General features: G+C 72.9%; 19 protein-coding genes and 1 riboswitch. Of the genes, 10 read left to right on the top strand and 9 right to left on the bottom strand.

All coding sequences use genetic code 11. The features are described from left to right. Window positions 1-178: 178 nt before the first annotated feature. Window positions 179-1,057 carry a sigma-70 family RNA polymerase sigma factor gene (locus tag AB0G63_RS04950; protein ID WP_360744340.1) on the top strand — a complete coding sequence of 293 codons (879 nt, stop codon included), beginning with the start codon at window positions 179-181 and terminating at the stop codon, window positions 1,055-1,057. A 652-nt stretch (window positions 1,058-1,709) separates the two neighbouring features. On the opposite strand, the gene AB0G63_RS04945 is transcribed toward AB0G63_RS04950, so the two are convergent. Then, window positions 1,710-2,201 carry a flavin reductase family protein gene (locus AB0G63_RS04945; protein ID WP_360744506.1) on the bottom strand — a complete coding sequence of 164 codons (492 nt, stop codon included), beginning with the start codon at window positions 2,199-2,201 and terminating at the stop codon, window positions 1,710-1,712. Window positions 2,202-2,633: 432 nt separating this feature from the next. Between AB0G63_RS04945 and cdgB the strand changes: the two genes are divergently transcribed. Together cdgB and AB0G63_RS04935 are read left to right on the top strand one after the other, a co-directional pair. Then, window positions 2,634-4,286, top strand: a complete 1,653-nt coding sequence (cdgB, locus tag AB0G63_RS04940) for a diguanylate cyclase CdgB (RefSeq protein ID WP_360744337.1) — start codon at window positions 2,634-2,636, stop codon at window positions 4,284-4,286. Window positions 4,287-4,406: 120 nt separating this feature from the next. Further along, window positions 4,407-5,345 carry a carbohydrate-binding protein gene (locus AB0G63_RS04935; RefSeq protein ID WP_360744334.1) on the top strand — a complete coding sequence of 313 codons (939 nt, stop codon included), beginning with the start codon at window positions 4,407-4,409 and terminating at the stop codon, window positions 5,343-5,345. A gap of 140 nt (window positions 5,346-5,485) precedes the next feature. Here AB0G63_RS04935 and AB0G63_RS04930 read toward each other — a convergent pair whose 3' ends face one another. The 3 genes from AB0G63_RS04930 to AB0G63_RS04920 form a co-directional block, all read right to left on the bottom strand. Beyond that, a complete protein-coding gene (locus AB0G63_RS04930) occupies window positions 5,486-6,415 on the bottom strand; it encodes a 1-phosphofructokinase family hexose kinase (RefSeq protein WP_360744331.1) in 930 nt (309 codons plus the stop codon). 125 nt (window positions 6,416-6,540) lie between these two features. After that, entirely contained in the window at window positions 6,541-7,821 is a 1,281-nt protein-coding gene (gene nagA / locus AB0G63_RS04925) for an N-acetylglucosamine-6-phosphate deacetylase (RefSeq protein ID WP_360744328.1), read from the bottom strand. Continuing rightward, on the bottom strand, window positions 7,821-8,762 hold the full coding sequence (locus tag AB0G63_RS04920; RefSeq protein WP_360744325.1) for an ROK family protein: 942 nt from the start codon (window positions 8,760-8,762) through the stop codon (window positions 7,821-7,823). Before AB0G63_RS04920 ends, nagA begins: the two co-directional genes overlap by 1 nt. Before the next feature lie 110 nt (window positions 8,763-8,872). Here AB0G63_RS04920 and AB0G63_RS04915 point away from each other — a divergent pair, with 110 nt between their 5' ends. The 3 genes from AB0G63_RS04915 (at window position 8,873) to otsB (ending at window position 11,668) form a co-directional block, all read left to right on the top strand. Beyond that, window positions 8,873-10,141 carry an extracellular solute-binding protein gene (locus AB0G63_RS04915; protein WP_360744503.1) on the top strand — a complete coding sequence of 423 codons (1,269 nt, stop codon included), beginning with the start codon at window positions 8,873-8,875 and terminating at the stop codon, window positions 10,139-10,141. A 33-nt stretch (window positions 10,142-10,174) separates the two neighbouring features. After that, window positions 10,175-10,408 carry a DUF3263 domain-containing protein gene (locus tag AB0G63_RS04910; protein WP_324783482.1) on the top strand — a complete coding sequence of 78 codons (234 nt, stop codon included), beginning with the start codon at window positions 10,175-10,177 and terminating at the stop codon, window positions 10,406-10,408. Window positions 10,409-10,798: 390 nt separating this feature from the next. Beyond that, on the top strand, window positions 10,799-11,668 hold the full coding sequence (gene otsB, locus AB0G63_RS04905; RefSeq protein ID WP_360744321.1) for a trehalose-phosphatase: 870 nt from the start codon (window positions 10,799-10,801) through the stop codon (window positions 11,666-11,668). Here the strand turns inward: otsB and AB0G63_RS04900 are convergent. Both AB0G63_RS04900 and AB0G63_RS04895 read right to left on the bottom strand, forming a co-directional pair. Continuing rightward, the gene (locus AB0G63_RS04900) at window positions 11,656-13,047 is read right to left on the bottom strand and encodes a trehalose-6-phosphate synthase (protein WP_360744318.1); all 1,392 of its coding nucleotides are present in this window, start codon (window positions 13,045-13,047) and stop codon (window positions 11,656-11,658) included. The genes otsB and AB0G63_RS04900 overlap by 13 nt on opposite strands. A gap of 654 nt (window positions 13,048-13,701) precedes the next feature. Next, window positions 13,702-14,646 (bottom strand): glucosyl-3-phosphoglycerate synthase, encoded by a 945-nt coding sequence (locus AB0G63_RS04895; protein ID WP_360744315.1) that lies wholly within the window; start codon window positions 14,644-14,646, stop codon window positions 13,702-13,704. A 157-nt stretch (window positions 14,647-14,803) separates the two neighbouring features. After that, a riboswitch (SAM riboswitch) is annotated at window positions 14,804-14,961 on the top strand. Window positions 14,962-14,979: 18 nt separating this feature from the next. Between AB0G63_RS04895 and thrC the strand changes: the two genes are divergently transcribed. From thrC to groL, 4 genes are all read left to right on the top strand, one after another. Next, window positions 14,980-16,263 carry a threonine synthase gene (thrC, locus tag AB0G63_RS04890; protein WP_360744312.1) on the top strand — a complete coding sequence of 428 codons (1,284 nt, stop codon included), beginning with the start codon at window positions 14,980-14,982 and terminating at the stop codon, window positions 16,261-16,263. 175 nt (window positions 16,264-16,438) lie between these two features. After that, window positions 16,439-16,714 carry a MoaD/ThiS family protein gene (locus AB0G63_RS04885; RefSeq protein WP_264928251.1) on the top strand — a complete coding sequence of 92 codons (276 nt, stop codon included), beginning with the start codon at window positions 16,439-16,441 and terminating at the stop codon, window positions 16,712-16,714. Between the two features lie 441 nt (window positions 16,715-17,155). After that, on the top strand, window positions 17,156-17,359 hold the full coding sequence (locus tag AB0G63_RS04880; protein WP_004986573.1) for a cold-shock protein: 204 nt from the start codon (window positions 17,156-17,158) through the stop codon (window positions 17,357-17,359). A gap of 378 nt (window positions 17,360-17,737) precedes the next feature. After that, window positions 17,738-19,360, top strand: a complete 1,623-nt coding sequence (gene groL, locus AB0G63_RS04875; RefSeq protein WP_324783477.1) for a chaperonin GroEL — start codon at window positions 17,738-17,740, stop codon at window positions 19,358-19,360. A gap of 110 nt (window positions 19,361-19,470) precedes the next feature. Here the strand turns inward: groL and AB0G63_RS04870 are convergent, their stop codons facing one another. From AB0G63_RS04870 to AB0G63_RS04860, 3 genes are all read right to left on the bottom strand, one after another. Further along, window positions 19,471-19,650, bottom strand: coding sequence for a hypothetical protein (locus AB0G63_RS04870; protein ID WP_360744308.1), 180 nt, complete (start codon window positions 19,648-19,650; stop codon window positions 19,471-19,473). Window positions 19,651-19,866: 216 nt separating this feature from the next. Beyond that, on the bottom strand, window positions 19,867-20,007 hold the full coding sequence (locus AB0G63_RS04865; protein WP_360744305.1) for a hypothetical protein: 141 nt from the start codon (window positions 20,005-20,007) through the stop codon (window positions 19,867-19,869). A 174-nt stretch (window positions 20,008-20,181) separates the two neighbouring features. Further along, the gene (locus AB0G63_RS04860; protein WP_360744302.1) at window positions 20,182-20,751 is read right to left on the bottom strand and encodes a hypothetical protein; all 570 of its coding nucleotides are present in this window, start codon (window positions 20,749-20,751) and stop codon (window positions 20,182-20,184) included. Between the last annotated feature and the right edge of the window lie 281 nt (window positions 20,752-21,032).

Raw genomic sequence — 21,032 nt, 5'->3', positions numbered from 1 at the left:
GTGAACCGCGATGCCCCATGGACATCGCGGTCCGTTTACCGAACGCCTTTTGTTCCGCCGGGAAACATCGCCGTGCCCTCTCTCCTCCTGCCGCACAATGCGGCCGATGTCACATCCTCCCCGTCCCGTTCGTCCTGTCGTCGAGACCGGCCGCCGCCACACGAGGAGTTGTGACCGAATGGACGACGACGAATTCCCGAACGCCGGAAACGACGCGGAGACCACGGAATTCCTCGCTCGACGATTTGAATCCCACCGCAGCCGTCTGCACGCCGTCGCCCACCGCATGCTCGGCTCGGTCGCGGAAGCCGACGACGCCGTCCAGGAGGCGTGGTTCCGGCTCAGCCGCTCCGACACCCGGCAGGTGGACAACCTCGCGGGCTGGCTGACGACCGTGGTCGGCCGGGTCTGCCTGGACATGCTGCGCTCCCGCAGGTCCCGCGCGGAGGAACCGCTGGAGACCACCGTGCCGGCCGCCGTGACGGCCCCCGGCGACCCCGAGCAGGACGCGCTGCTCGCCGACTCCGTGGGCGTGGCGCTGCTGGTCGTCCTGCAGACGCTGACGCCCGCCGAACGGCTGGCCTTCGTGCTGCACGACCTGTTCGCGGTGCCGTTCGAGGAGATCGCGGCGATCCTCGGGCGTACCCCCGTCGCGGTCCGGCAGCTGGCCAGCCGGGCCCGGCGCCGGGTGCGGGGGGCCGAGGCTCCGGACGCCGACCTGGCGCGGCAGCGGGAGGTCGTGGACGCCTTCCTCGCCGCCGCCCGGGAGGGCGACTTCGAGGGGCTGGTGGCGGTGCTGGACCCGGACGTCCTCGCGCGGACCGAGGCCGGGGTGACCGCCGGCGCGGCGGCGGTGGCCCGGAACGCGGCGCGCTTCGCCGGCCTGGCGCGCGTGGCGCGGCCCGCCCTGGTGAACGGCGCCTCGGGCCTCGTGGTGCTGGTCGACGGGCGCGTGGAACGGGCCCTGGCCTTCACGTTCGTACGGAGCCGGATCGCCGTGCTGGACATCGCGACCGCCCCCGAGCGAGTGTCCCGGCTCGACATCAGCCTCGTATAGGCGGCCACCGGGCTCGGGCGCCGGGCACGGGCGCCGGGCACGGGCGTCGGGCTCGGGCGCCGGGGCGGGCTCGGGGCGGGCCTTGTCCGGGCGGCTGCCGGGTGCGGGGTGCCTGTTCCGGCACAGGTCTTGCCTGGCGGGCCCCGGAAGCGGGCCCGTTCGGCGTCGGCCTTCGGCGGGCGGCTGCCGGGCGACCGCCGGGCGGGTGTCGGCTCCGGGCCGATGTCGCCCTGGGCGGGCTGCCGGGCGCGACTGCCGGGCCGGGTGGCAGGCAAGGGCGGCAGGCAAGGGGGTGCGTCGGTCATGTCCGGGCGGCGGCCCGGCGGTCACGGCTCGGCGGCGGTGGTGTGCGGGCCCAGGTGGTGACTGGCACGGGTGGCCGTTCGACGTCGTCCCTGTTCAGGCGGCTACCGGGTGGTCGCGGCCGACTCCGGCCCCTGCCCGGCCGGGCCGTGGGTGCCGGCTCGGCCAAGCCCAGCCCGGGCGGCTGCCACGCGCGCCTGCCCCGCCCGCGCCCGGGGGTGGCACCGGGGCCGCCCCCGGGCGCGGGCGTGAGCCCGGCAGCGAACCCGGCGCAGGGCCGCCGCGGCCTCCCCCCGCCGCTCTCGGGAGGCCGGCACGGCACCGCTCCCGCCCAGGCGGTGGGGCCGGCTCAGCCCAGGTGGCGGTAGCGGCCGCGGAAGTACGTCAGCGGGCCGCCCTCCGCGCTCGGCAGGTCCGCCGCCAGGACGCGGCCGATCACCAGCGTGTGGTCACCCGCCGTCACCCGCTGCTCGGTGCGGCACTCCAGGGTCGCCAGGGCGCCGCCCACCAGGGGCGATCCGCTGATCCGGCCGCGGACGTGGGGGATGTCGGCGAACAGCAGCCGGTCGCTGACGCGGCCCTTCATGGCGAAGCGGCCGGCGATGTGGCGCTGGCTCTCGGACAGCACCGACACCGCCCACAGCGGCTGCTCGGCGAGCAGGTCGTCCATGCGGGAGCCCTCGCGCAGGCTGACCAGGACCAACGGCGGGTCCAGCGACACCGACATGAAGGCGGTGGCCGTCATGCCGACGTCCTCGCCGGGCGGCGCCGAGGCGTCGTCGGGGTCCAGCGGCGGCTCCTGCGCGGTCACCAGGACCACGCCCGCGGCCAGCCGGGACATCGCGGCCCGGAACTCGTCGTTGCTCACCCCCTCAGCATGCCGGGCGGCGGGCAGCGGAACGGAACGGGGCGGAGCGGCAGGAGTGTGGGACACACCGGAAACGCTAATCTCCGTTCACCGGGAACCGCATCGGACCCCGGAACCAGTCCGGTCCTAGGACCACCGGACCAATCCGCCGCGTACCCTTGTGTGGCATCTCCACAGGGCCGCAAAGCTTGCTTTCGGTAAACGCACAGCTAAAACGCGGAAACACCACTCAATTGTTCATCTTTTGCTGTGACTTGAGTCACAAGAAGCATTAATTGTTGACCCTGTGTACCGGGTGGGGAGCGCGCTGTGATTCAGTGGCGGGGAAGATGCAAGGGCACCACTGAACCACAAGCGCCGATGAGCACCCTTGATTCGCTGCGAGGTCTCGGGGGGAGGGCGAGCATGGAGACCGAGTCGGAGCCCTACGTCCGTCTCACGACCCTGCGACGACTGCATCAGGTCATGGCGGACATGAACACCGCCCGCAGCCTGGCGGACACGCTGCAGACCGTCGCCGACGGTGTGGTCAACGGCCTCGGCTACGAGCTGGCGTGCGTCAACCTGGTGCGCCCGGACGGCGACCTCGTCGTCGCCGCCTTCGCGGGCAACCCGGCCGCCGAGGCGCTGATCACCGGCCGCGTCGGCTCCCGCGACTCCTGGGAGCGCCGCCTGAGCATGGGCGAACGCTGGGGCGACCTGGTCTTCATCCCGCACACCGAGGGCTGGGTCCTCGACGACGACGACGTGCCGCAGTGGTACACCGACGGGCCCGCGCCCCGCTTCGAGGACGAGTGGCACCCCTCCGACCGCCTCTTCGCGCCCATGTACACCCCCGGCGTGCCGGGCGGCTCCCCCGGCGAGCTGATCGGCGTGCTGTCCGTGGACCGGCCGCGCAACGGCCGCCGCCCCGGCGAGTGGGGCCGCGAAGCGCTCCAGATGTACGCCTTCCAGGCCGCGATCGCGATCAGCAACGCACGGCTGCGCTCCAACATGCAGCGCGCGCTGGTGCGGCTGGAACGCGAGCAGCAGGCCCTGCGGGCCAGCGAGGAGAGCTTCCGGCAGGCCTTCGAGTACGCCCCCTCCGGCATGGCCATCGCCGAGCTGGGCGGCGACCAGCACGGCCGTATCCTGCGCACCAACGACGCGCTGTGCCGCCTGCTGGGCCGCCCCGCCTCCGCGATGCGCCGCTACTCCTTCTCCGACCTCGTCCACCCCGAGGACATAGGCACCCTGCTGCGCACCTCCGCCGAGGGCGGCCGTGCGGAGCTGCGCCTCGGCCGCCGCGACGGCACCTACGTCTGGGTGTCCCTGCGCAGCAGCGTCGTCGCCGACGCCGCCGACGGACCCCGTTTCCTGCTCACCCACGTCGAGGACATAGAGGAGCGCAAGCGCCGCGAGCTGCAGCTCGCCCACCGCGCCTCCCACGACTCGCTCACCGGCCTGCCGAACTCGGCCGAGCTGCGCTCCCGCCTCTCCTCCCGGCTGTGCCGGCGTCCCGCCCAGCCGGACGCCCCGGCGTCCCTGGACGCGGCCTACGGCCACCCCGCATACGAATCCAGCGGCCACGGCTTCGACTTCCGGCCGGACGCCGAGCACTACGACGCCTACGACCACCACGTGCACACGATCGCCCCCGAGGGCGAGCGCGACGACGGCACCAAGGGTCTCGCGGTCCTCTTCTGCGACCTCGACGGCTTCAAGTCGATCAACGACCGGTTCGGGCACAACGCCGGCGACGCGGTCCTCATCGAGGTCGCCCGGCGGCTCACCCGGGGCGTGCGCGACGGCGACACCGTCGCCCGCCTCGGCGGCGACGAGTTCGTCGTGCTCGCCGACGGGCTCGGCCGGGCCGACGCCCAGGACCTCGCCGTCCGCCTGCGCAACGAGATCATCCAGCCCATCCGGGTCGACGGCCGGGCCATGCGCGTCGGCGCCAGTTTCGGCATCGGCTGGGCGCACTGCGGCATGACGGCCGACGAAGTGCTGAAGTCCGCCGACGAGCGGATGTACGTAGAGAAACGATCTCGTCCCAAACAGCACAGACGGGCGGGATGACCCGCAGGTCAGCGAGGTGATGCGAGCTGCGTCACCCGTTCGGGTCATCAGGTGGGGGTAGGCTCGCCATCCGACCTCACGTATCGCATCCGCCCCGCACCTGTTGAGGAGTACCAAGGGATGACGTCCGGCAACAACGGCGCCAGCACGCCCGAGGACGACGACCCGTTCGGCTACCTCTACGCCGACGGGCAGGCCAACGGAGCCCAGCCGCCCTCCGGTGGCGGCTACGGCTACCCGAACTCGGTCAACCGGGTGCGCGCGGTCGGCCAGCGCCAGTACGGCCAGCCGACGGCCCCGACCGCGCCGTACGGCCAGGCCCCGCAGCAGCAGGGCGCCTACGGCCAGCCGAACGCCCACTACGCCGCGCCGGAGACCCTTCCCGGCGGCGCTCCCACCGGCCGGCAGCAGACGCAGGGCGGCGGCGGGCGCGGCCGCGGCCCCAACACCAAGGGGCTGCTGATCGGCGCGATCGCGGTGGTCGCCGCGGTCGTCATCGGCATCGGCGTGGCCATGCTGGGCGGCGACTCCGGCAACGACGACGCGGGCGACGGCGGCGCGACCCCGACCGCCTCCCAGAGCGCCGAGCCGAGCACGTCCCCGAGCGCCAGCAAGGCGGCGCAGACGGAGCTGCCGAAGATCGACGCGAAGGCCCTCAACCTCGCGCCGGGCGTGACGACGGCATCCGACGTCGAGGGCGCGAGCGCCGACGGCGGCATATACGTCACCGGCCTCAACAACGTCGGCGCCTCGGTCACCTGGACCGTCGACGGCATCCCCGAGGCCGGCGTCTACACCCTCTTCGCGGGCTACAGCGTCCCCGGCAAGGACCAGAGCATGACGCTCACCATCAACGGCAAGGTCTTCGGCAGCAAGCTGAACCTGGGCAACTTCGCCAAGGCCTCGGAGGGCGACTACGCCAAGGGCTGGACGCAGACGTACGCCTACCCGAGCCTCAACAAGGGCTCGAACACCATCAGCCTGTCCTGCCAGGACGGCGACCAGTGCGACGTGCTGCTGGACCAGTTGTGGCTGAAGGCGGGCCAGGTCAAGCGGTAGCGCTCCGCGCTCCGCGGGTTGGCCGGAAACGGCGTCCGCCGTCCGCCGTCCGCGGCGCCGTCGTGGCCGGTCGCGCAGTTCCTCGCGCCCCTTCGGGGCGCTGCCGGGCCGTTTCGTGTGGTCTTTCAGGGAGGCTGTGGTCAGGCTGCGGTGGCCAGGCCGGTTACTGCCACGTGGGTCAGGAGGGCGTGGTACGTCGTGGGGTCGAACTCGCCTGCGGCCGGGGCCGCTGCCGTGGCCGCCGACAGGGCGACCGCGCGGGCCAGGCGGTCGGGCCAGGGGAGCTGTTCGACCAGGCCCGACAGCAGGCCGGCGACCACCGAGTCGCCCGCGCCGGCCGGGTTGCCGTGCACGCGGGCCGGCGGCGCGGCGCGCCACAGGCCCTCCGGGGCCGTCGCCAGCAGGCCCTCCGCGCCGAGGGACGCCACGACCGCCCGGGCGCCGCGCCTGCGGGCGTCCTGCGTGGCGCGCAGCGGATCGTGGGAACCGGTCAGCTCGGCCAGCTCGTCGGCGTTCGGCTTGATCAGGTCGGGGCGCGCGGCGACCCCGCGGCGCAGCGGCTCCCCGCTGGTGTCCAGCAGCACGGGCACCCCGGCCGCCCGCGCGGTCCGCACCAGCCCGGCGTACGCGCCCACCGGGACGCCCGGCGGCAGGCTGCCGCACAGGGCCACCGCGGACGCCGACGCCAGCAGGTCCTCGTACGCGTCCAGGAACGCGGACCACTCGGCGGGCGTGATGTGCGGACCGGGCTCGTTGAACTGGGTGGTGTCGCCGGTGCGCTCGTCGACGACGGCGACGGTGCGCCGGGTCGCGCCCTCGACCGGGACCAGCGCGTCCACCACACCCGCGGTGGCCGTCAGCCGCTCCTGGAGCAGGCGCCCGGTGGCGCCGCCCGTGAAGCCGGTGACCGTCGTCTCGTGCCCGAGGGCCGCCAGCACCCGCGCCACGTTGACGCCCTTGCCGCCGGGCCGTTCGGTCACCTCGGCGATCCGGTGGGAGGCGTGCGGGCGCAGCGTCCCGACGCGGTAGGTGATGTCGAGAGCGGTGTTCAGCGTGACCGTGAGGATCACCTGGGCCGACCTCCCCCGGAAGTGCGTGTGCGTTTTGATCTGTCTGCGCCGGCGCCCGGTCGTGCCGGACGGGCGGCGGCCCTTCCATTCTCCCAGGACACCGCCGCCGCCAACAGCCGGACAGATCATCCCAGTTGCGGATCGACCACCCATTCGCCCCGGCGCATGACGCCCTTGAGGGCGAACTCCGCGTCCAGCAGCACCAGGTCGGCGTCCTTGCCGGGCTCCAGCGAGCCCACGCGGTCGTCCACGCCCAGCAGCCTGGCCGGGTTCGCGGAGACGGCCGCGACCACGTCCTGCACGGGCAGCCCGTCGACCGTCACCGCCCGCTGGAAGGCCCGGTCCAGCGTCAGCGTCGACCCCGCGATCGAGCCGCCCTCCACCAGGCGCGCCACGCCGCCCGCGACCTCGACCTCCAGCGGGCCGAGCATGTAGCGCCCGTCGCCGAAGCCGGCCGCGTCCATGGCGTCGGTGATGAACGCCACCCGCGCCGCCCCCGCGTGGTGGAACGCCAGCTGGAGGGCGGCCGGGTGCAGGTGCGTGCCGTCGTCGATCAGCTCGACGGTGATCCGCTCGTCCTCCAGCAGCGCGGCGATCGGGCCGGGGGCACGGTGGCCGAGCGGCGGCATCGCGTTGAACAGGTGCGTGGCGACCGTGGCGCCCGCCCGCACGGCCTGCACCGTCTGCTCGTAGGTCGCGTCGGTGTGCCCGATCGCCGCGATCACACCGTGCTCCGCGAGCAGCCGTACGGAGTCGATCCCGCCCGGCAGTTCGGCGGCGAGGGTGACCATCTTCGCCCGGCCGCGCGCCGCGTCGATCAGCTTGCGGACCTCCGCCGGATCCGGGTCGCGCAGCAGTTCCTCGGAGTGGGCGCCCTTGCGGCACGGGGAGATGAAGGGGCCCTCGAAGTGGACGCCGGCGATGTCCCCCTGCTCGGCCAGCTCGCTCAGCAGCCCGGCGCGCCGCACGAGGAAGTCCATGTCCCCGGTGACGGTCGAGGCGACCAGCGTGGTCGTCCCGTGCAGGCGGTGGGTGTGGATGCCTTTGAGGACGTCGTCGACCGTGCCCGAGGTGAAGGAGGCCCCGCCGCCGCCGTGGTTGTGCATGTCGACGAAGCCGGGGACCAGCCAGTGGCCGGTGACGTCCACCGTCTCCGCGTCCATGGCCTCGGCGTCCAAGGCCTTGGCCGCCGTGGTCTCCGCGTGCGTGCTCCCCGAGCCCGCGGAGGCCGAGCCCGCGGAGGCCGAGCCCGCGGAGGCCGAGTTCGCGGGGGCCGCGCCCGCCGAGGCCGAGCCCGCGGGGGCCGCGTCCGCGATCCGGGTGCCCTCGACGATCACCCGGCCGTCGTCCACGATCCCGGTGGGCAGCACCACCCGGGCACCGGCTAGAACCTTTCTAGGGGCCATCAGGTGGTTACCTCCGTACGGTCGGTGGATTCGAGGAGATCCCAGGCCATGAGCCCGGCGCCGAGGCATCCGGCGGTGTCGCCGAGGGCCGCGGGGACGATCGGCGGGAGGGCCTGGAAGGTGACCCGCCGGCGGACGGCCTCCCGCAGCGGCGCGAACAGGGTCTCCCCCGCCTCCGCGAGCCCGCCGCCGATGACGATCGTGCGCGGGTCCAGCAGGGTGAGCGCGGTGACCAGTCCGTCGGCGAGCGCGTCCACGGCGTGCCGCCAGACCCCGACGGCGTCCGGGTCGCCGGCCGCGACGGCCGCGGCGCAGTCCGCCGCGTCCGCGTCCGCCCTCCCGCAGGCCGCCGCCCACGCCTCGCCGACGGCCGCCGCGGACGCGTACCGCTCCAGGCAGCCGCGCTGCCCGCACGGGCACGGGGCCCCGCCGGGGCGCACCACGATGTGGCCGATCTCGCCCGCGGTGCCGTGCGCGCCCGCCTCCACCCCGCCCGCGATGCCGATGGCGCCCGCGATGCCGGTGCCGAGCGGCACGAACAGGAAACGGTCGGCGCCCTCGCCCGCGCCGATCCGGCCCTCGGCGAGGCCGCCGGTGCGCACGTCGTGGCCGAGGGCCACCGGGACGCCGAGCCGCGCGCCGAGCAGGTCGCGCAGGGGAACGTCGCGCCAGCCGAGGTTGGCCGCGTAGACGGCCGTGCCGCGCGCCTCGTCGACCACGCCGGGGACGGCGACGCCCGCGGCGAGAGCGGGCTCGCCGAGGTGTTCGACACCGTGGTCGCGCAGTGCGGCGGCGAAGCCGAGGATGCCCTCGACGACGGCGTCCGGTCCGCGCTCGCGTCCGGTCGCCCGGCGGGCCCGGTGCAGCAGGGTGCCGTCCGCTCCGACCAGGGCGGCCTTCATCCCGGTGCCGCCCACATCGAGGGCGATGACGTGTCTCACGCAGGACAGTGTGACCCCCCGACCCGCAAGAGGTCTAGTCCATTCGCGTGGTGTAGACCTATCATCTCCAGATGATCAACGGCGACGGTACGAAGGTGAGGTCACGAGCGGTGCAGCGGCGCGGGACAGGAACGATCGCGGTGGCGTCCGCGCTGGGCATGGCGGTGGTCCTCGGCGGCTGCGGCCTCTCCGGAGGCCCGGCGGACGACGTCACGCTGACCCTGGTCGCCGCCGACTACGGCGACTCCGCCGCCAACAGCTCCCGGAAGTACTGGGACCGCCTGGCCGAGGAGTACGAGAGCGCGCACGACGGCGTCAAGGTGAAGGTCAGCGTCTACTCCTGGAACGACGTCGACCGCAAGGTCGAGCAGCTCGTCGCCGCCGGCCGGGCCCCCGACATGGCGCAGATCGGCGCGTACGCCGACTACGCCGACCGGGGCCTGCTCTACCCGGCCGACGACCTGCTCTCCATCAACACCCAGGCCGACTTCGCCAACCAGTTCGTCACCGCCGGGCAGGTCAAGGACGTCCAGTACGGCATGCCGTTCGCCGCGTCCACGCGCCTGCTGTTCTACAACAAGACCCTCTTCCAGCAGGCCGGGCTCACCCCGCCGACGACCTGGGACCAGCTCGCCGCCGACGCCCGGGCGCTGAAGGACCGGGGCGTGAAGTACCCGTACGCGCTGCCGCTGGGGCCGGAGGAGGCGCAGGCGGAGACGCTGCAGTGGCTGCTGAGCGGCGGCGGCGACTACACGGACAGCTTCGGCACCTACTCCCTCGACTCCCCGCAGAACGTCCGCACCTTCACCTGGCTCAAGGACGAACTGGTCGGCAAGGGCCTGACCGGCCCGGTCGCACCCGGCAGCCTCAACCGCGCCGACGCCTTCGCCGCCTTCGCCGACGGCGACGTCGGCATGCTCAACGGGCACCCCTCGCTGATGCAGACGGCCGGGAAGAAGGGCGTGAAGTTCGGCATGGTGCCGATGCCCGGAGCGAACGGCGGGAGCAGGGCCGCCCTGGGCGTGGCCGACTGGATGATGGCCTTCAAGAAGAACGGCCACGCCGAGCAGATCGGCGACTTCCTCGACTTCGTCTACAGCGAGAAGAACGTCCTCGCCTTCTCCCGCGAGTACGACCTGCTGCCCGTCACCACCTCCGCGTCCGAGGCGATGAGCGCCGCCGGCCAGGACGCGGCCCTCAAGCCGTTCCTCACCGAACTCCCGCTCTCCAAGCTCTACCCGGTCGGCGAGACCTCCTGGGCCCAGGTCGCCGCGGCGGTCAAGAGACGCATAGGCCAGGCCGTCGCCCCCGGCGGCAGCCCGGCGGCGGTCCTCGGCCGGCTCCAGGCGACGGCGTCCGCGGCGCAGCGCGCCCGGTAGGCGCTGTCGGCGGCGGGAGCTACCGTGCCGGACATGGACCACGACCAGCTGGGCGAACGCGAGCAGGCGATCCTCGCCCTGGAACGCCGCGGCTTCCCGGGCCCCGGCGCGAAGGAGCGCGCGATCCGCGAGGAACTGGGCCTGGCCCCCGTCCGCTACTACCAGCTCCTCAACGCCCTCCTGGACGACGAACGCGCCCTCGCCCACGACCCGGTCACGGTCAACCGGCTCAGACGAGTACGCGCCCACCGCAGAACAGAACGCTGAACCCCCCACGCGGCCGCACAGCCGCCCACCAGGTGCTCCCCGGGCCCGCCCACCGACGGCACCGAGCCCGCCGCCGAGTACCCGCGAGCCGGGGCCGTCGAGCCGCCTCGGGCAGCCGGGGCCAGGGGAATGGGCTGTTCTGCCCCCGGGTGTCGGCGCGGCGCCCCAGCGCCCGTCACTGCACCTGGGGCGTGCGGCCCGGCGCGTGCGTGTGCCCCGGCGCCCGAGCCCCCTGCCCGCGCGCCGTCAGGCACTCCCGCCGTCAGCGCCCGCGTGCCGGCAGGCGCCCGTGCTGGAGGCGCTGGGGTTCGCGAGGGCGTTCGCGGTGGGGCGGCTGTGACGTGTCGTCGGGCAGGCGTGCGGGGTGGGTCGCGCGGTTAGGGTCACCGTATGGGCATCCATACGGACACGGACTCGACGCACCCCCAGGACCCTCTGCCGACGCCCGTCACGGCTGCCGGCCGCGACGGACTCGCCGCCGTTCTCGCGCATCCCGAGAAGTCGGTGATCGCCCTCGACTTCGACGGCACCCTCGCCCCGATCGTCGCCGACCCCGAGCAGGCCCGCGCTCACCCGGACGCGGTCCCCACGCTCGCCGCCCTCGCCCCGAAGGTCGCCGCCGTCGCGGTCGTCACCGGCCGCCCGGCCGGTGTCGCCGTCCGCTACGGCGGCTTCGCCGGCGTCCCCGGCCTGGAGCACCTCGTCGTCCTCGGCCACTACGGCGCCGAACGCTGGGACGCGGCCAGCGGCCGGGTCAGCGCCCCGGCCCCGGACCCCGGCGTCGCCGCCGTCCGGGCCGAGCTGCCCGGGTTCCTCGACCGGATCGGCGCCTGGCAGGGCACCTGGATCGAGGAGAAGGGCCGGGCGGTCGCCGTGCACACCCGCCGCGCCGGCGACCCGCAGGCCGCCTTCGAGGCGCTGCGCGAACCGCTGGCCGGCCTCGCCGCCCGCCACGGCCTGGTCGTGGAACCCGGCCGCCTGGTCCTCGAACTGCGCCCGCCCGGCATCGACAAGGGCGTCGCCCTGCTCGAATACGTGCGCGACGTCTCCGCCGGCGCCGTCCTCTACGCCGGCGACGACCTCGGCGACCTGCCCGCCTTCGCCGCCGTCGACAAGCTCCGCTCCGACGGCGTCCCCGGGCTGCTGGTGTGCAGCGGCAGCGACGAGGTGACCGAGCTGCGGGAGCGCGCCGACGTCGTGGTGGACGGCCCGGCAGGCGTCGTACGGCTGCTCAGCGCGCTCGCGGATCAGCTCGGCTGACCGCTGCCCGGCCCACCCGGTTCGCGCAGCGCGTTCAGCTGGTCCAGGAACCACTGGGCAGGGGGGAGCGCGGTCGCCGCCTCGGCCAGCCGCTTCGAGCGTGCGGCCCGCTCCTCCGCCGGCATCGTCAGCGCCTCGTGCAGCGCCCGCGCCGTCTCGACCACGTCGTACGGATTGACCGTGATCGCGTCCACGCCCAGCTCCGCGAAGGCCCCCGCCTCCCGCGACAGCACCAGCGCGCACCCGGCGTCGGAGACGACCGGCACCTCCTTGGCGACCAGGTTCATGCCGTCGCGGATCGGGTTGACCAGCGCCACGTCGGCCAGCCGGTACGCGGCCAGCGAGCGGGCGAAGTCGTCCTCGACGTGCAGCAGGACCGGCGTCCAGCCCGGCGTGCCGTACCGCTCGTTGATCTCCCGCGACAGCCGCTGCACCTCGGCGGTGTAGTCCCGGTACACGGCGAGGTCCTGCCGCGACGGGTAGGCGAACGCGACGTGCACGACCCGCTCCCGCCACTCGGGGCGGTCGTCGAGGAGCTGCCGGTAGGCCAGCAGCCCGCGCACGATGTTCTTCGACAGCTCGGTCCGGTCGACCCGGACGATCGTCCGGCGTCCCGCGCCGATCTCCTCGCGCAGGGCCGTCATCCGCTCCTCGACGTCCGTCTCGCGTGAGCGGGCGCGCAGGAAGTCCGCGTCCGCGCCGAGGCCGTGCACGCCGATCCGCGTGTCGCCGAGACCGCCGGGGAGGTCCGCGCAGCACGCGGTGAACGCGTCCGCCCAACGGCGGGTGAGGAAGCCGAGCCGGTCGGCGCCGAGCATGCCGCGGAGCAACTGGACCCGGATGTCGTCCGGCAGCATCCGGAAGTACGCGTCGGGCGCCCACGGCGTGTGCGAGAAGTGCCCGATGCGCAGGTCCGGCCGCAGCTCCCGCAGCATCCCCGGCACCAGGCACAGGTGGTAGTCCTGCACCAGCACCGCGGCGCCCTCGGCCGCCTCCTCGGCCAGCGCCTCGGCGAAGGCCCGGTTGTAGGTCTCGTAGGCCGCCCACTGGCGCCGGAACTCCGCGTCGAAGACGGGCTCCAACGGCGTCTGGTACAGCATGTGGTGCACGAACCACAGCACCGAGTTGGCGATGCCGTTGTAGGCGTCGGCGTGCACGTCGGCCGGGACGTCCAGCATCCGCACGCCGTCCTCGCCGACCCCGCGGCGCACCGCCTCTCTGTCCCCGTCACCCAGCGCGGAGCACACCCACAGGGCGCCCGCCTCCGGCCCGATGGCCGACAGACCGGAGACCAGTCCGCCCCCGCCCCGCTTGGCGAACAGCGAGCCGTCCTCCCGCACCTGGTACGAAACGGGCCCGCGGTTGGACGCGACCAGCACCTGATGAGCGGCACCGCGCGCGGAACCAGCGGACGAGGAGGCGGAAGGGGACGGGGAAGCGGCAGGGGAGGGAGAAGCAGAAGGGGAAGGGGAAGCCGAGGAAGCCATAAGCCCAAACTAGCCCGGCCGCGGATTGCTCAAACGTGCGTCCGGTTTCCCCGCCCGCACGAGTGTCGCGAGACGCCAGATCCGGCCGACGGACGCCGCCACCCGCAAGCCCACGGCGCCCCGGCAGCGCCCGAAGGGGCGCGGGGAACTGCGCGACCGGCCACGACGGTGCCGCAGATGACTGACGGCGCGGCGCGGCAGGGTCGGTGGCACCTTCGCGGCGGCCTGGCAGCGCCCGTAGGGGCGCGGGGAACTGCGCGACCGGCCACGACGGTGCCGCAGACGACTGACGGCGCGGCAGGGTCGGTGGCACCTTCGCGGCGGCCTGGCAGCGCCCGTAGGGGCGCGGGGAACTGCGCGACCGGCCACGACGGTGCGGCAGACGACTGACGGCGCGGCGCGGCAGGGTCGGTGGCACCTTCGTGGCGGCCTGGCAGCGCTCCGTAGGGGCGCGGGGAACTGCGCGACCGGCCACGACGGCGCGGCAGACGCCCGCCGGCATGCCGCGGCACGGCACGGCATGCCGCCGCACCACCAGCGGAGCGCTCACGCCACCTTGCGGGTCTGGTACTCCGCCAGTTCCGCCATCGGCGGCCGTTCCTCCGTGTCCACGGAGTAGGTGCGCGGCTCGAAACCGTCCTCGCCGCGTTCGAACTGGGTGAGCGCGGGCCGGATGAGGTGGCCGCGGGCCAGACGGAGCTGGGCGGTGCGGTAGATCGCGGCGGCCATCCGGCCGAGCGCCTGCCCGTCCTGGTGCCGGTGCTTGCGCACGCCCACGTCGACCTGGGCGAGGGCGTCCAGGCCCACCAGGTGCAGGGCGTCGACCAGCATGCCCAGCTCCACCCCGTAGCCGACCGGGAAGGGCAACTGCTCCAGCAGGCTGCGGCGGGCGGCGTACTCGCCGCCGAGCGGCTGCACGAACCCGGCCAGCTGCGGCCAGTGCATGTTCAGCAGCGGGCGCGCCATCAGCTCGGTGACCCGGCCGCCCTGGCCCGCCGCGCCGCCGAGCGGACGGTCGTACATCGCCTTGACCAGATCGACCCCGGGGTCGGTGAGCAGCGGGCCCACGATCCCGGAGACGAAGTCGGAGGAGAACTCCTTCAGGTCGGCGTCGATGAAGCAGACGATGTCCCCGCTCGTGACGAGCAGGGAGCGCCACAGCACCTCCCCCTTGCCGGGGACGGCGGGTATGCGCGGCAGGATGTCGTCGCGGTGGACCACCCGCGCGCCCGCCGCCGCGGCGACCTGGGACGTGCGGTCGGTGGACCCGGAGTCGACGACGACGATCTCGTCGACGAGCGGGACCTGCTGCATGAGGTCGTGACGGATGACCGCGACGATGTCGCCGACCGTCCCCTCCTCGTTGAGCGCGGGCAGCACGACACTGACCGACTGGCCCGTGCGCTGCTTGGCAGCCAGGACCATGTGCAGCGGCCGGTCGGTCACGGACCAGGAGCGGGTTTCCAGCCAGCGCTCGACTTCGTTCAGCACAGTGCGCGGCTCCTCTGCGTTCTCTCGGCGAGCGGACCCTGTGATCCATCTCGCGGTTCGGACGGCTATCTCAACTGTCCTGGCCTTCGGTTACAGTCTTGAACAACGCTGATGACCATCGCATGTCGGGGGTCGCCACGCGCTCACAACCGAATACCGCTCATCCAGAGGGGCAGAGGGACACGGCCCGATGAAGCCCCGGCAACCCTCCAGCCGGTTCTCGTACCGATCACCGTTGATCGCCGCGCGAGGCTCCCGGCTAGGGAAGGTGCCAAATCCGTCTCACGGCGAGATGCGTCGTGAGGAAGATGAGGAGAAAGGGCCTCGCCTCACATGGCTGTGCAGACTGTTGCAAGCACCACGGACTCCACCGTAGACCTCGGCCCCGCCGCGGCTCTGTCCTGTCGCGAATGCGGCCACCGCGTCCCCCTCGGACCGGTCTTCGCCTGCGAGGAGTGTTTCGGCCCGCTGGAGATCGCGTACGACTTCTCGGCCTACGACACCGAGGAGCTCCGCAGGCGCATCGAGGCGGGACCCGCGAACATCTGGCGTTACGCGCCGCTGCTGCCCGTCCCCGCGGACGTGGCCGACAAGCCCAACCTGAACCCGGGCTGGACCAAGCTCGTCAAGGCCGACAACCTCGCCCGCGAGCTCGGCGTGACCGGCGGGCTGTATGTGAAGGACGACTCCGGCAACCCGACGCACTCCTTCAAGGACCGTGTGGTCGCCCAGGCCCTGGAGGCCGCCCGCGCCTTCGGCTTCACCACCCTCTCCTGCTCCTCCACCGGCAACCTGGCCGGCGCCGTCGGCGCCGCGGCCGCCCGCGCCGGCCTCCGTTCCTGCGTGTTCATCCCGCACGACCTGGAGCAGGGCAAGGTCGTCATGGCCGCCATCTACGGCGGCGACCTCGTCGGCATCGAGGGCAACTACGACGACGTCAACCGCTTCTGCTCCGAGCTCATCGGCGACCCGGCCGGCGAGGGCTGGGGCTTCGTCAACGTCAACCTGCGGCCGTACTACGCGGAAGGGTCCAAGACCCTGGCGTACGAGGTGTGCGAGCAGCTCGGCTGGCGGCTGCCGGACCAGATCGTCATCCCCATCGCCTCCGGCTCGCAGCTCACCAAGGTCGACAAGGGCCTCCAGGAGCTGATCAAGCTCGGGCTCGTCGAGGACAAGCCGTACAAGATCTTCGGCGCGCAGGCGCTGGGCTGCTCGCCGGTGTCCACCGCCTTCAAGGCCGGCCACGACGTGGTCCGCCCGCAGAAGCCGGACACCATCGCCAAGTCCCTCGCCATCGGCAACCCGGCCGACGGCCCCTACGTCCTCGACATCGCCCGCCGCACCGGCGGCGCCGTGGAGGACGTCACCGACGAGCAGGTCGTCGACGCGATCAAGCTGCTCGCCCGGACCGAGGGCATCTTCGCCGAGACGGCGGGCGGCGTGACGGTCGGCGTGACGAAGAAGCTGATCGACAACGGCGTCCTCGACCCCACGAAGACCACCGTCGTCCTCAACACCGGCGACGGCCTGAAGACGCTGGACGCGGTGGCCGGCACCGGCCTCACCGCGACCATCCGCCCCAACCTTGAGTCGTTCCGAGAGGCCGGCCTCGCTTGACCTCCTCCTCGGTGTCCCGGGGAGTCCAGTGGTCACCCGCTGGGCTTCCTGCTTCCCGGCCGACCGCCCCCGGGCCGGACCCAAGCCGAGGTCTTACGCCGGCTCCACAGGCCGAAACCGCCGGCCCGGCGGCCGAAACGCAAAGTAGTCTTGTAGTCACTGGAGGTCAAACCGCATGAGCGTGACCGTTCGCATCCCCACCATCCTGCGCACCTACACCGGCGGTCAGGCCGAGGTCCCCGCCGAGGGCGCGACCCTCGCCGAGGTCATCGCGGATCTGGAGAAGAACCACACGGGCATCGCCGCCCGCGTCCTGGACGACCAGGGCAAGCTGCGCCGCTTCGTCAACGTCTACGTCAACGACGACGACGTCCGCTTCGAGCAGGGCCTGGAGACCGTCACCCCCGACGGGGCCGGCGTCTCCATCATCCCGGCCGTCGCGGGCGGCTGACCTGGCCGTTCGTTTACCGCCGGTAACGACGGTGACGCAGAGTTCTGACCGATTGCCCCCTCCGTGAGAGAAGCGGAGGGGGCAATTCTGTATGGTTGAGCGCGGTACAGTTGGGGAACCCACCCCCGGCTCCGCGCGCCGGACGCGATCAGTGCCCGCTCCGATGCGTCGAGAAATAGCCAAAGTGTGCGAGTCTTTTGCGCCATTCGCTCTTTATGTGCGGCCCGACTTGCCCTGAATTCGGGGGAATTCTTACTACATTCCGGACCCCTTCCGTCCGGAATTCTCGTCCGACTGACCTGTTGCAGACGGCAGTTGGGCAGATACATTCGGCCGCGGTCGACGCGTTCCGGCGCACGCCCCCAATCCGTGGGGGGTGAGGTCTGACCCGGATCCGCGAAGTGCGGGTCCGTGCAAGGGCCAGTAATAGGGGAGTTAGGCATGGCTCAGGGCACCGTCAAGTGGTTCAACGCGGAGAAGGGGTACGGCTTCATCGCGGTCGACGGTGGTGCGGATGTTTTCGTCCACTACAGCGCCATCCAGATGGACGGGTACCGCACCCTGGAAGAGGGCCAGCGGGTGGAGTTCGAGATCTCGCAGGGCCAGAAGGGCCCGCAGGCCGACATGGTGCGCGTCACCGCCTGATACGCGCGACCGACCGAACCGCAGCGACGTCTTCCGTCGAAGGGCCCGTACCTCCCGGGGTACGGGCCCTTCGTCCTGCCCGCACGCACGTTCGCGGGCGAGGAAGCCCCCGCCCGCAACGCGGGCGCGTCTTGCTCCCGCCCGTCACCCGACCGCCACCCCCCAACGAGCCCGCTCCGCGGGCGCGTCTTGCACTCGGAGGGGTCGAGTGCTAATCATTGGCGTTAGCACTCTGAAGGTGAGAGTGACAACGAAGGACCGGGTCGGTGAGGCCCGCAGGCCGGGTGGGGCAAGGAACCACGAGGCAGGCGAGCCGTCCGTCGCGGGCGCGGGCGCGGTCCGAAGGAATCACCCCCAGTCCTGGAGGGACCACTTCACATGGCCAAGATCATCGCGTTCGACGAGGAGGCGCGGCGCGGCCTCGAGCGCGGCATGAACCAGCTCGCGGACGCCGTGAAGGTGACGCTCGGCCCCAAGGGTCGCAACGTCGTCCTCGAGAAGAAGTGGGGCGCCCCCACGATCACCAACGATGGTGTCTCCATCGCCAAGGAGATCGAACTCGAGGACCCGTACGAGAAGATCGGCGCCGAGCTGGTCAAGGAAGTCGCCAAGAAGACGGACGACGTCGCCGGTGACGGTACGACCACGGCGACCGTGCTCGCCCAGGCGCTCGTGCGCGAGGGTCTGCGCAACGTAGCCGCCGGCGCCAACCCGATGGCACTCAAGCGCGGTATCGAGAAGGCCGTCGAGGCCGTCTCCGCCGCCCTGCTGGAGCAGGCCAAGGACGTGGAGACCAAGGAGCAGATCGCCTCCACGGCCTCCATCTCCGCCGCCGACACGCAGATCGGCGAGCTCATCGCCGAGGCGATGGACAAGGTCGGCAAGGAAGGCGTCATCACCGTCGAGGAGTCGCAGACCTTCGGTCTGGAGCTCGAGCTCACCGAGGGCATGCGCTTCGACAAGGGCTACATCTCGGCGTACTTCGCCACCGACATGGAGCGTATGGAGGCCGTCCTCGACGACCCGTACATCCTGATCGCCAACTCCAAGATCTCCTCGGTCAAGGACCTGCTCCCGCTGCTGGAGAAGGTCATGCAGTCGGGCAAGCCGCTGCTGATCATCGCCGAGGACGTCGAGGGCGAGGCCCTGTCGACCCTGGTCGTCAACAAGATCCGCGGCACCTTCAAGTCCGTCGCCGTCAAGGCCCCGGGCTTCGGCGACCGCCGCAAGGCCATGCTCGGCGACATCGCCATCCTCACGGGCGGCGAGGTCATCTCCGAGGAGGTCGGCCTCAAGCTGGAGAACGCGACCCTGGACCTCCTGGGCCGCGCCCGCAAGGTCGTCATCACCAAGGACGAGACCACCATCGTCGACGGCGCCGGCTCCGCCGACCAGGTCGCGGGCCGCGTGAACCAGATCCGCGCCGAGATCGAGAACAGCGACTCCGACTACGACCGCGAGAAGCTGCAGGAGCGCCTGGCCAAGCTGGCCGGCGGTGTCGCGGTCATCAAGGCCGGTGCCGCCACCGAGGTGGAGCTCAAGGAGCGCAAGCACCGCATCGAGGACGCCGTCCGCAACGCCAAGGCGGCCGTCGAGGAGGGCATCGTCGCCGGTGGTGGCGTGGCCCTGCTGCAGGCCTCCCAGGTCTTCGAGAAGCTGGAGCTCGAGGGTGACGAGGCGACCGGCGCCAACGCCGTGAAGCTGGCCCTGGAGGCCCCGCTGAAGCAGATCGCCGTCAACGGTGGTCTCGAGGGCGGCGTCGTCGTGGAGAAGGTGCGCAACCTGGCCGTCGGCCACGGTCTGAACGCCGCCACGGGCGAGTACGTCGACATGATCGCCGAGGGCATCATCGACCCGGCGAAGGTGACCCGCTCCGCCCTGCAGAACGCCGCCTCCATCGCCGCGCTGTTCCTCACCACCGAGGCCGTCATCGCCGACAAGCCGGAGAAGGCCGCCGCGCCCGCCGGCGGCGGCATGCCGGGCGGTGACATGGACTTCTGATCCGCCTCACGGATCGAGCTGTCCTTTCCGAGGGCGGCACCCCCTGCGCTCGCAGGGGGTGCCGCCCTCGGGCGTTGTCCGGGCTGTCGTGTCCGGGCCGTGCCGCCCGCCTACTTCTTGCGGCTCTTGCCGCCCCGGCGGTTCCTCGCGCCCCTGCCCGACCGGGCCGCGGACGCGGCCTCCGGCCGCCGGGCGGCGGCGGCCGGCTGAGGGACGGCCACGGCATGGCGGACCGAGAACTCGCGGTTGATCTCGGCCTGGCGGCGGACGGCGGCGGGCAGGTCGGGCATCGCCAGGAGCATGTCGCACGCCCGCAACGCCTGGGCGTGGTCACCCACCCAGTACGCGGCGATCGAGTACTCGAACAGCAGTCCCCAACGGTAGACCCAGGGCTTGACGAAGGGCAGGTCCTCCGGCTCCGGCCGGCCGACGACCGCGGCGAGGACCGCGTGGGCGGTGCGGTGACGGCCCTTCCGGCGCAGCCGGGAGGCGAGTTCGTAGCAGGCCTACAGGCGCTGCGGCCGGACCTCCCAGGCCCGGGAGAAGGCCTCGATCGCACCCGCCCAGTCGCCGGTCCGCTCGGCCCGCAGGATGCCGCTCTCCAGCAGCGAGCAGGCGTGGTGGACGCCGCAGACGGCACTGCCCACGACGACTCCTACGCCCCGCCGGCGAAAGTAGCGCGGCCCGGCGGCGGGCGGCATCCCCTGCTGCCGGGGCACAGGGGGTGCCGCCCCTCGGTGTGCGCCACAAGCGGATACGCGCCGAGGCGGGACCGCGGGCCCGCGGGCCCGTGGGCCCGGTAACGGCCGGGCGGACGGCGGCTACGGATTGCCCATCGGCTCGATGTCGACCCTGACCGGCGTGCCCCACACGCGGAGCACCTCGTAGTCGGTGAACTCGTGCACGAGCCGGTACGCCATGGCGGGGCGGGGGCCGCGCCGCTGGGCGGCGAGGTACAGCTCGGCCTCGCGCCGGTCCCGCCGGGGCGTCCCGCACAACTGCCACTCCTGCCCGTTCCACAGCTCCGGCAGCCACCGCTGCTGGGGCTGCGGGCGGTCGGCGCGCACGCCGTAGCGGGACGGGACGGGCTCGGCGGGGGCCTGCGGCACCGGCCCGCCGTTGTACTCGGCACGGCGAGCGGCCCGGCGCCGGGTCTCGCACAGCAGGCACAGGTCGGGGGCGCTCTCGTCGACCGGACCGGTGGGGTGCTCGGGGCAGCGGGTGCTGGGCGCGGCGCCGCTGACACTGTCCTCCAGCAGGTCGAGGGCCCGGCGCAGATCGGCCTTGACCTCGTGCAGCTTGGCGTCGGGGGTGTCGGCCCCGAGCGCTTCGCCGTGCTCCCCGAGCAGACGGAGCGCGCGACCGAGGGCGGTGAGCTGGGCGTGGTTCATGGGATCAGTCTGCGCCACGTCCCCGACCGGCCGAATGACGGCCGCTCAGGCGTTGTACTCGGCGTACCACCGCAGCGCGGGCCAGGTCTCGCTGCCGACGATGCCGTCGATGGCGATGGCGTAGCCGAACGCGTTGTTCATCAGGGTCTGGAATTTCTTGGCGGCGGCCCTGGCGTTGGTCCCGAAGACACCATCGCCGCCCCCGCGGCCTTCGCCGTGTCGCGGGCGGCGCGGTGGGATCACCGGCAGGCCCGGAGCCTATCCGTGGCTCCGGCGCCTGG

Source organism: Streptomyces sp. NPDC020996 (assembly GCF_040641355.1).
Lineage (GTDB): Bacteria > Actinomycetota > Actinomycetes > Streptomycetales > Streptomycetaceae > Streptomyces.
Note: the sequence above shows the minus strand (reverse complement) of the source record. Positions and strands in the feature narration are given on the sequence as shown.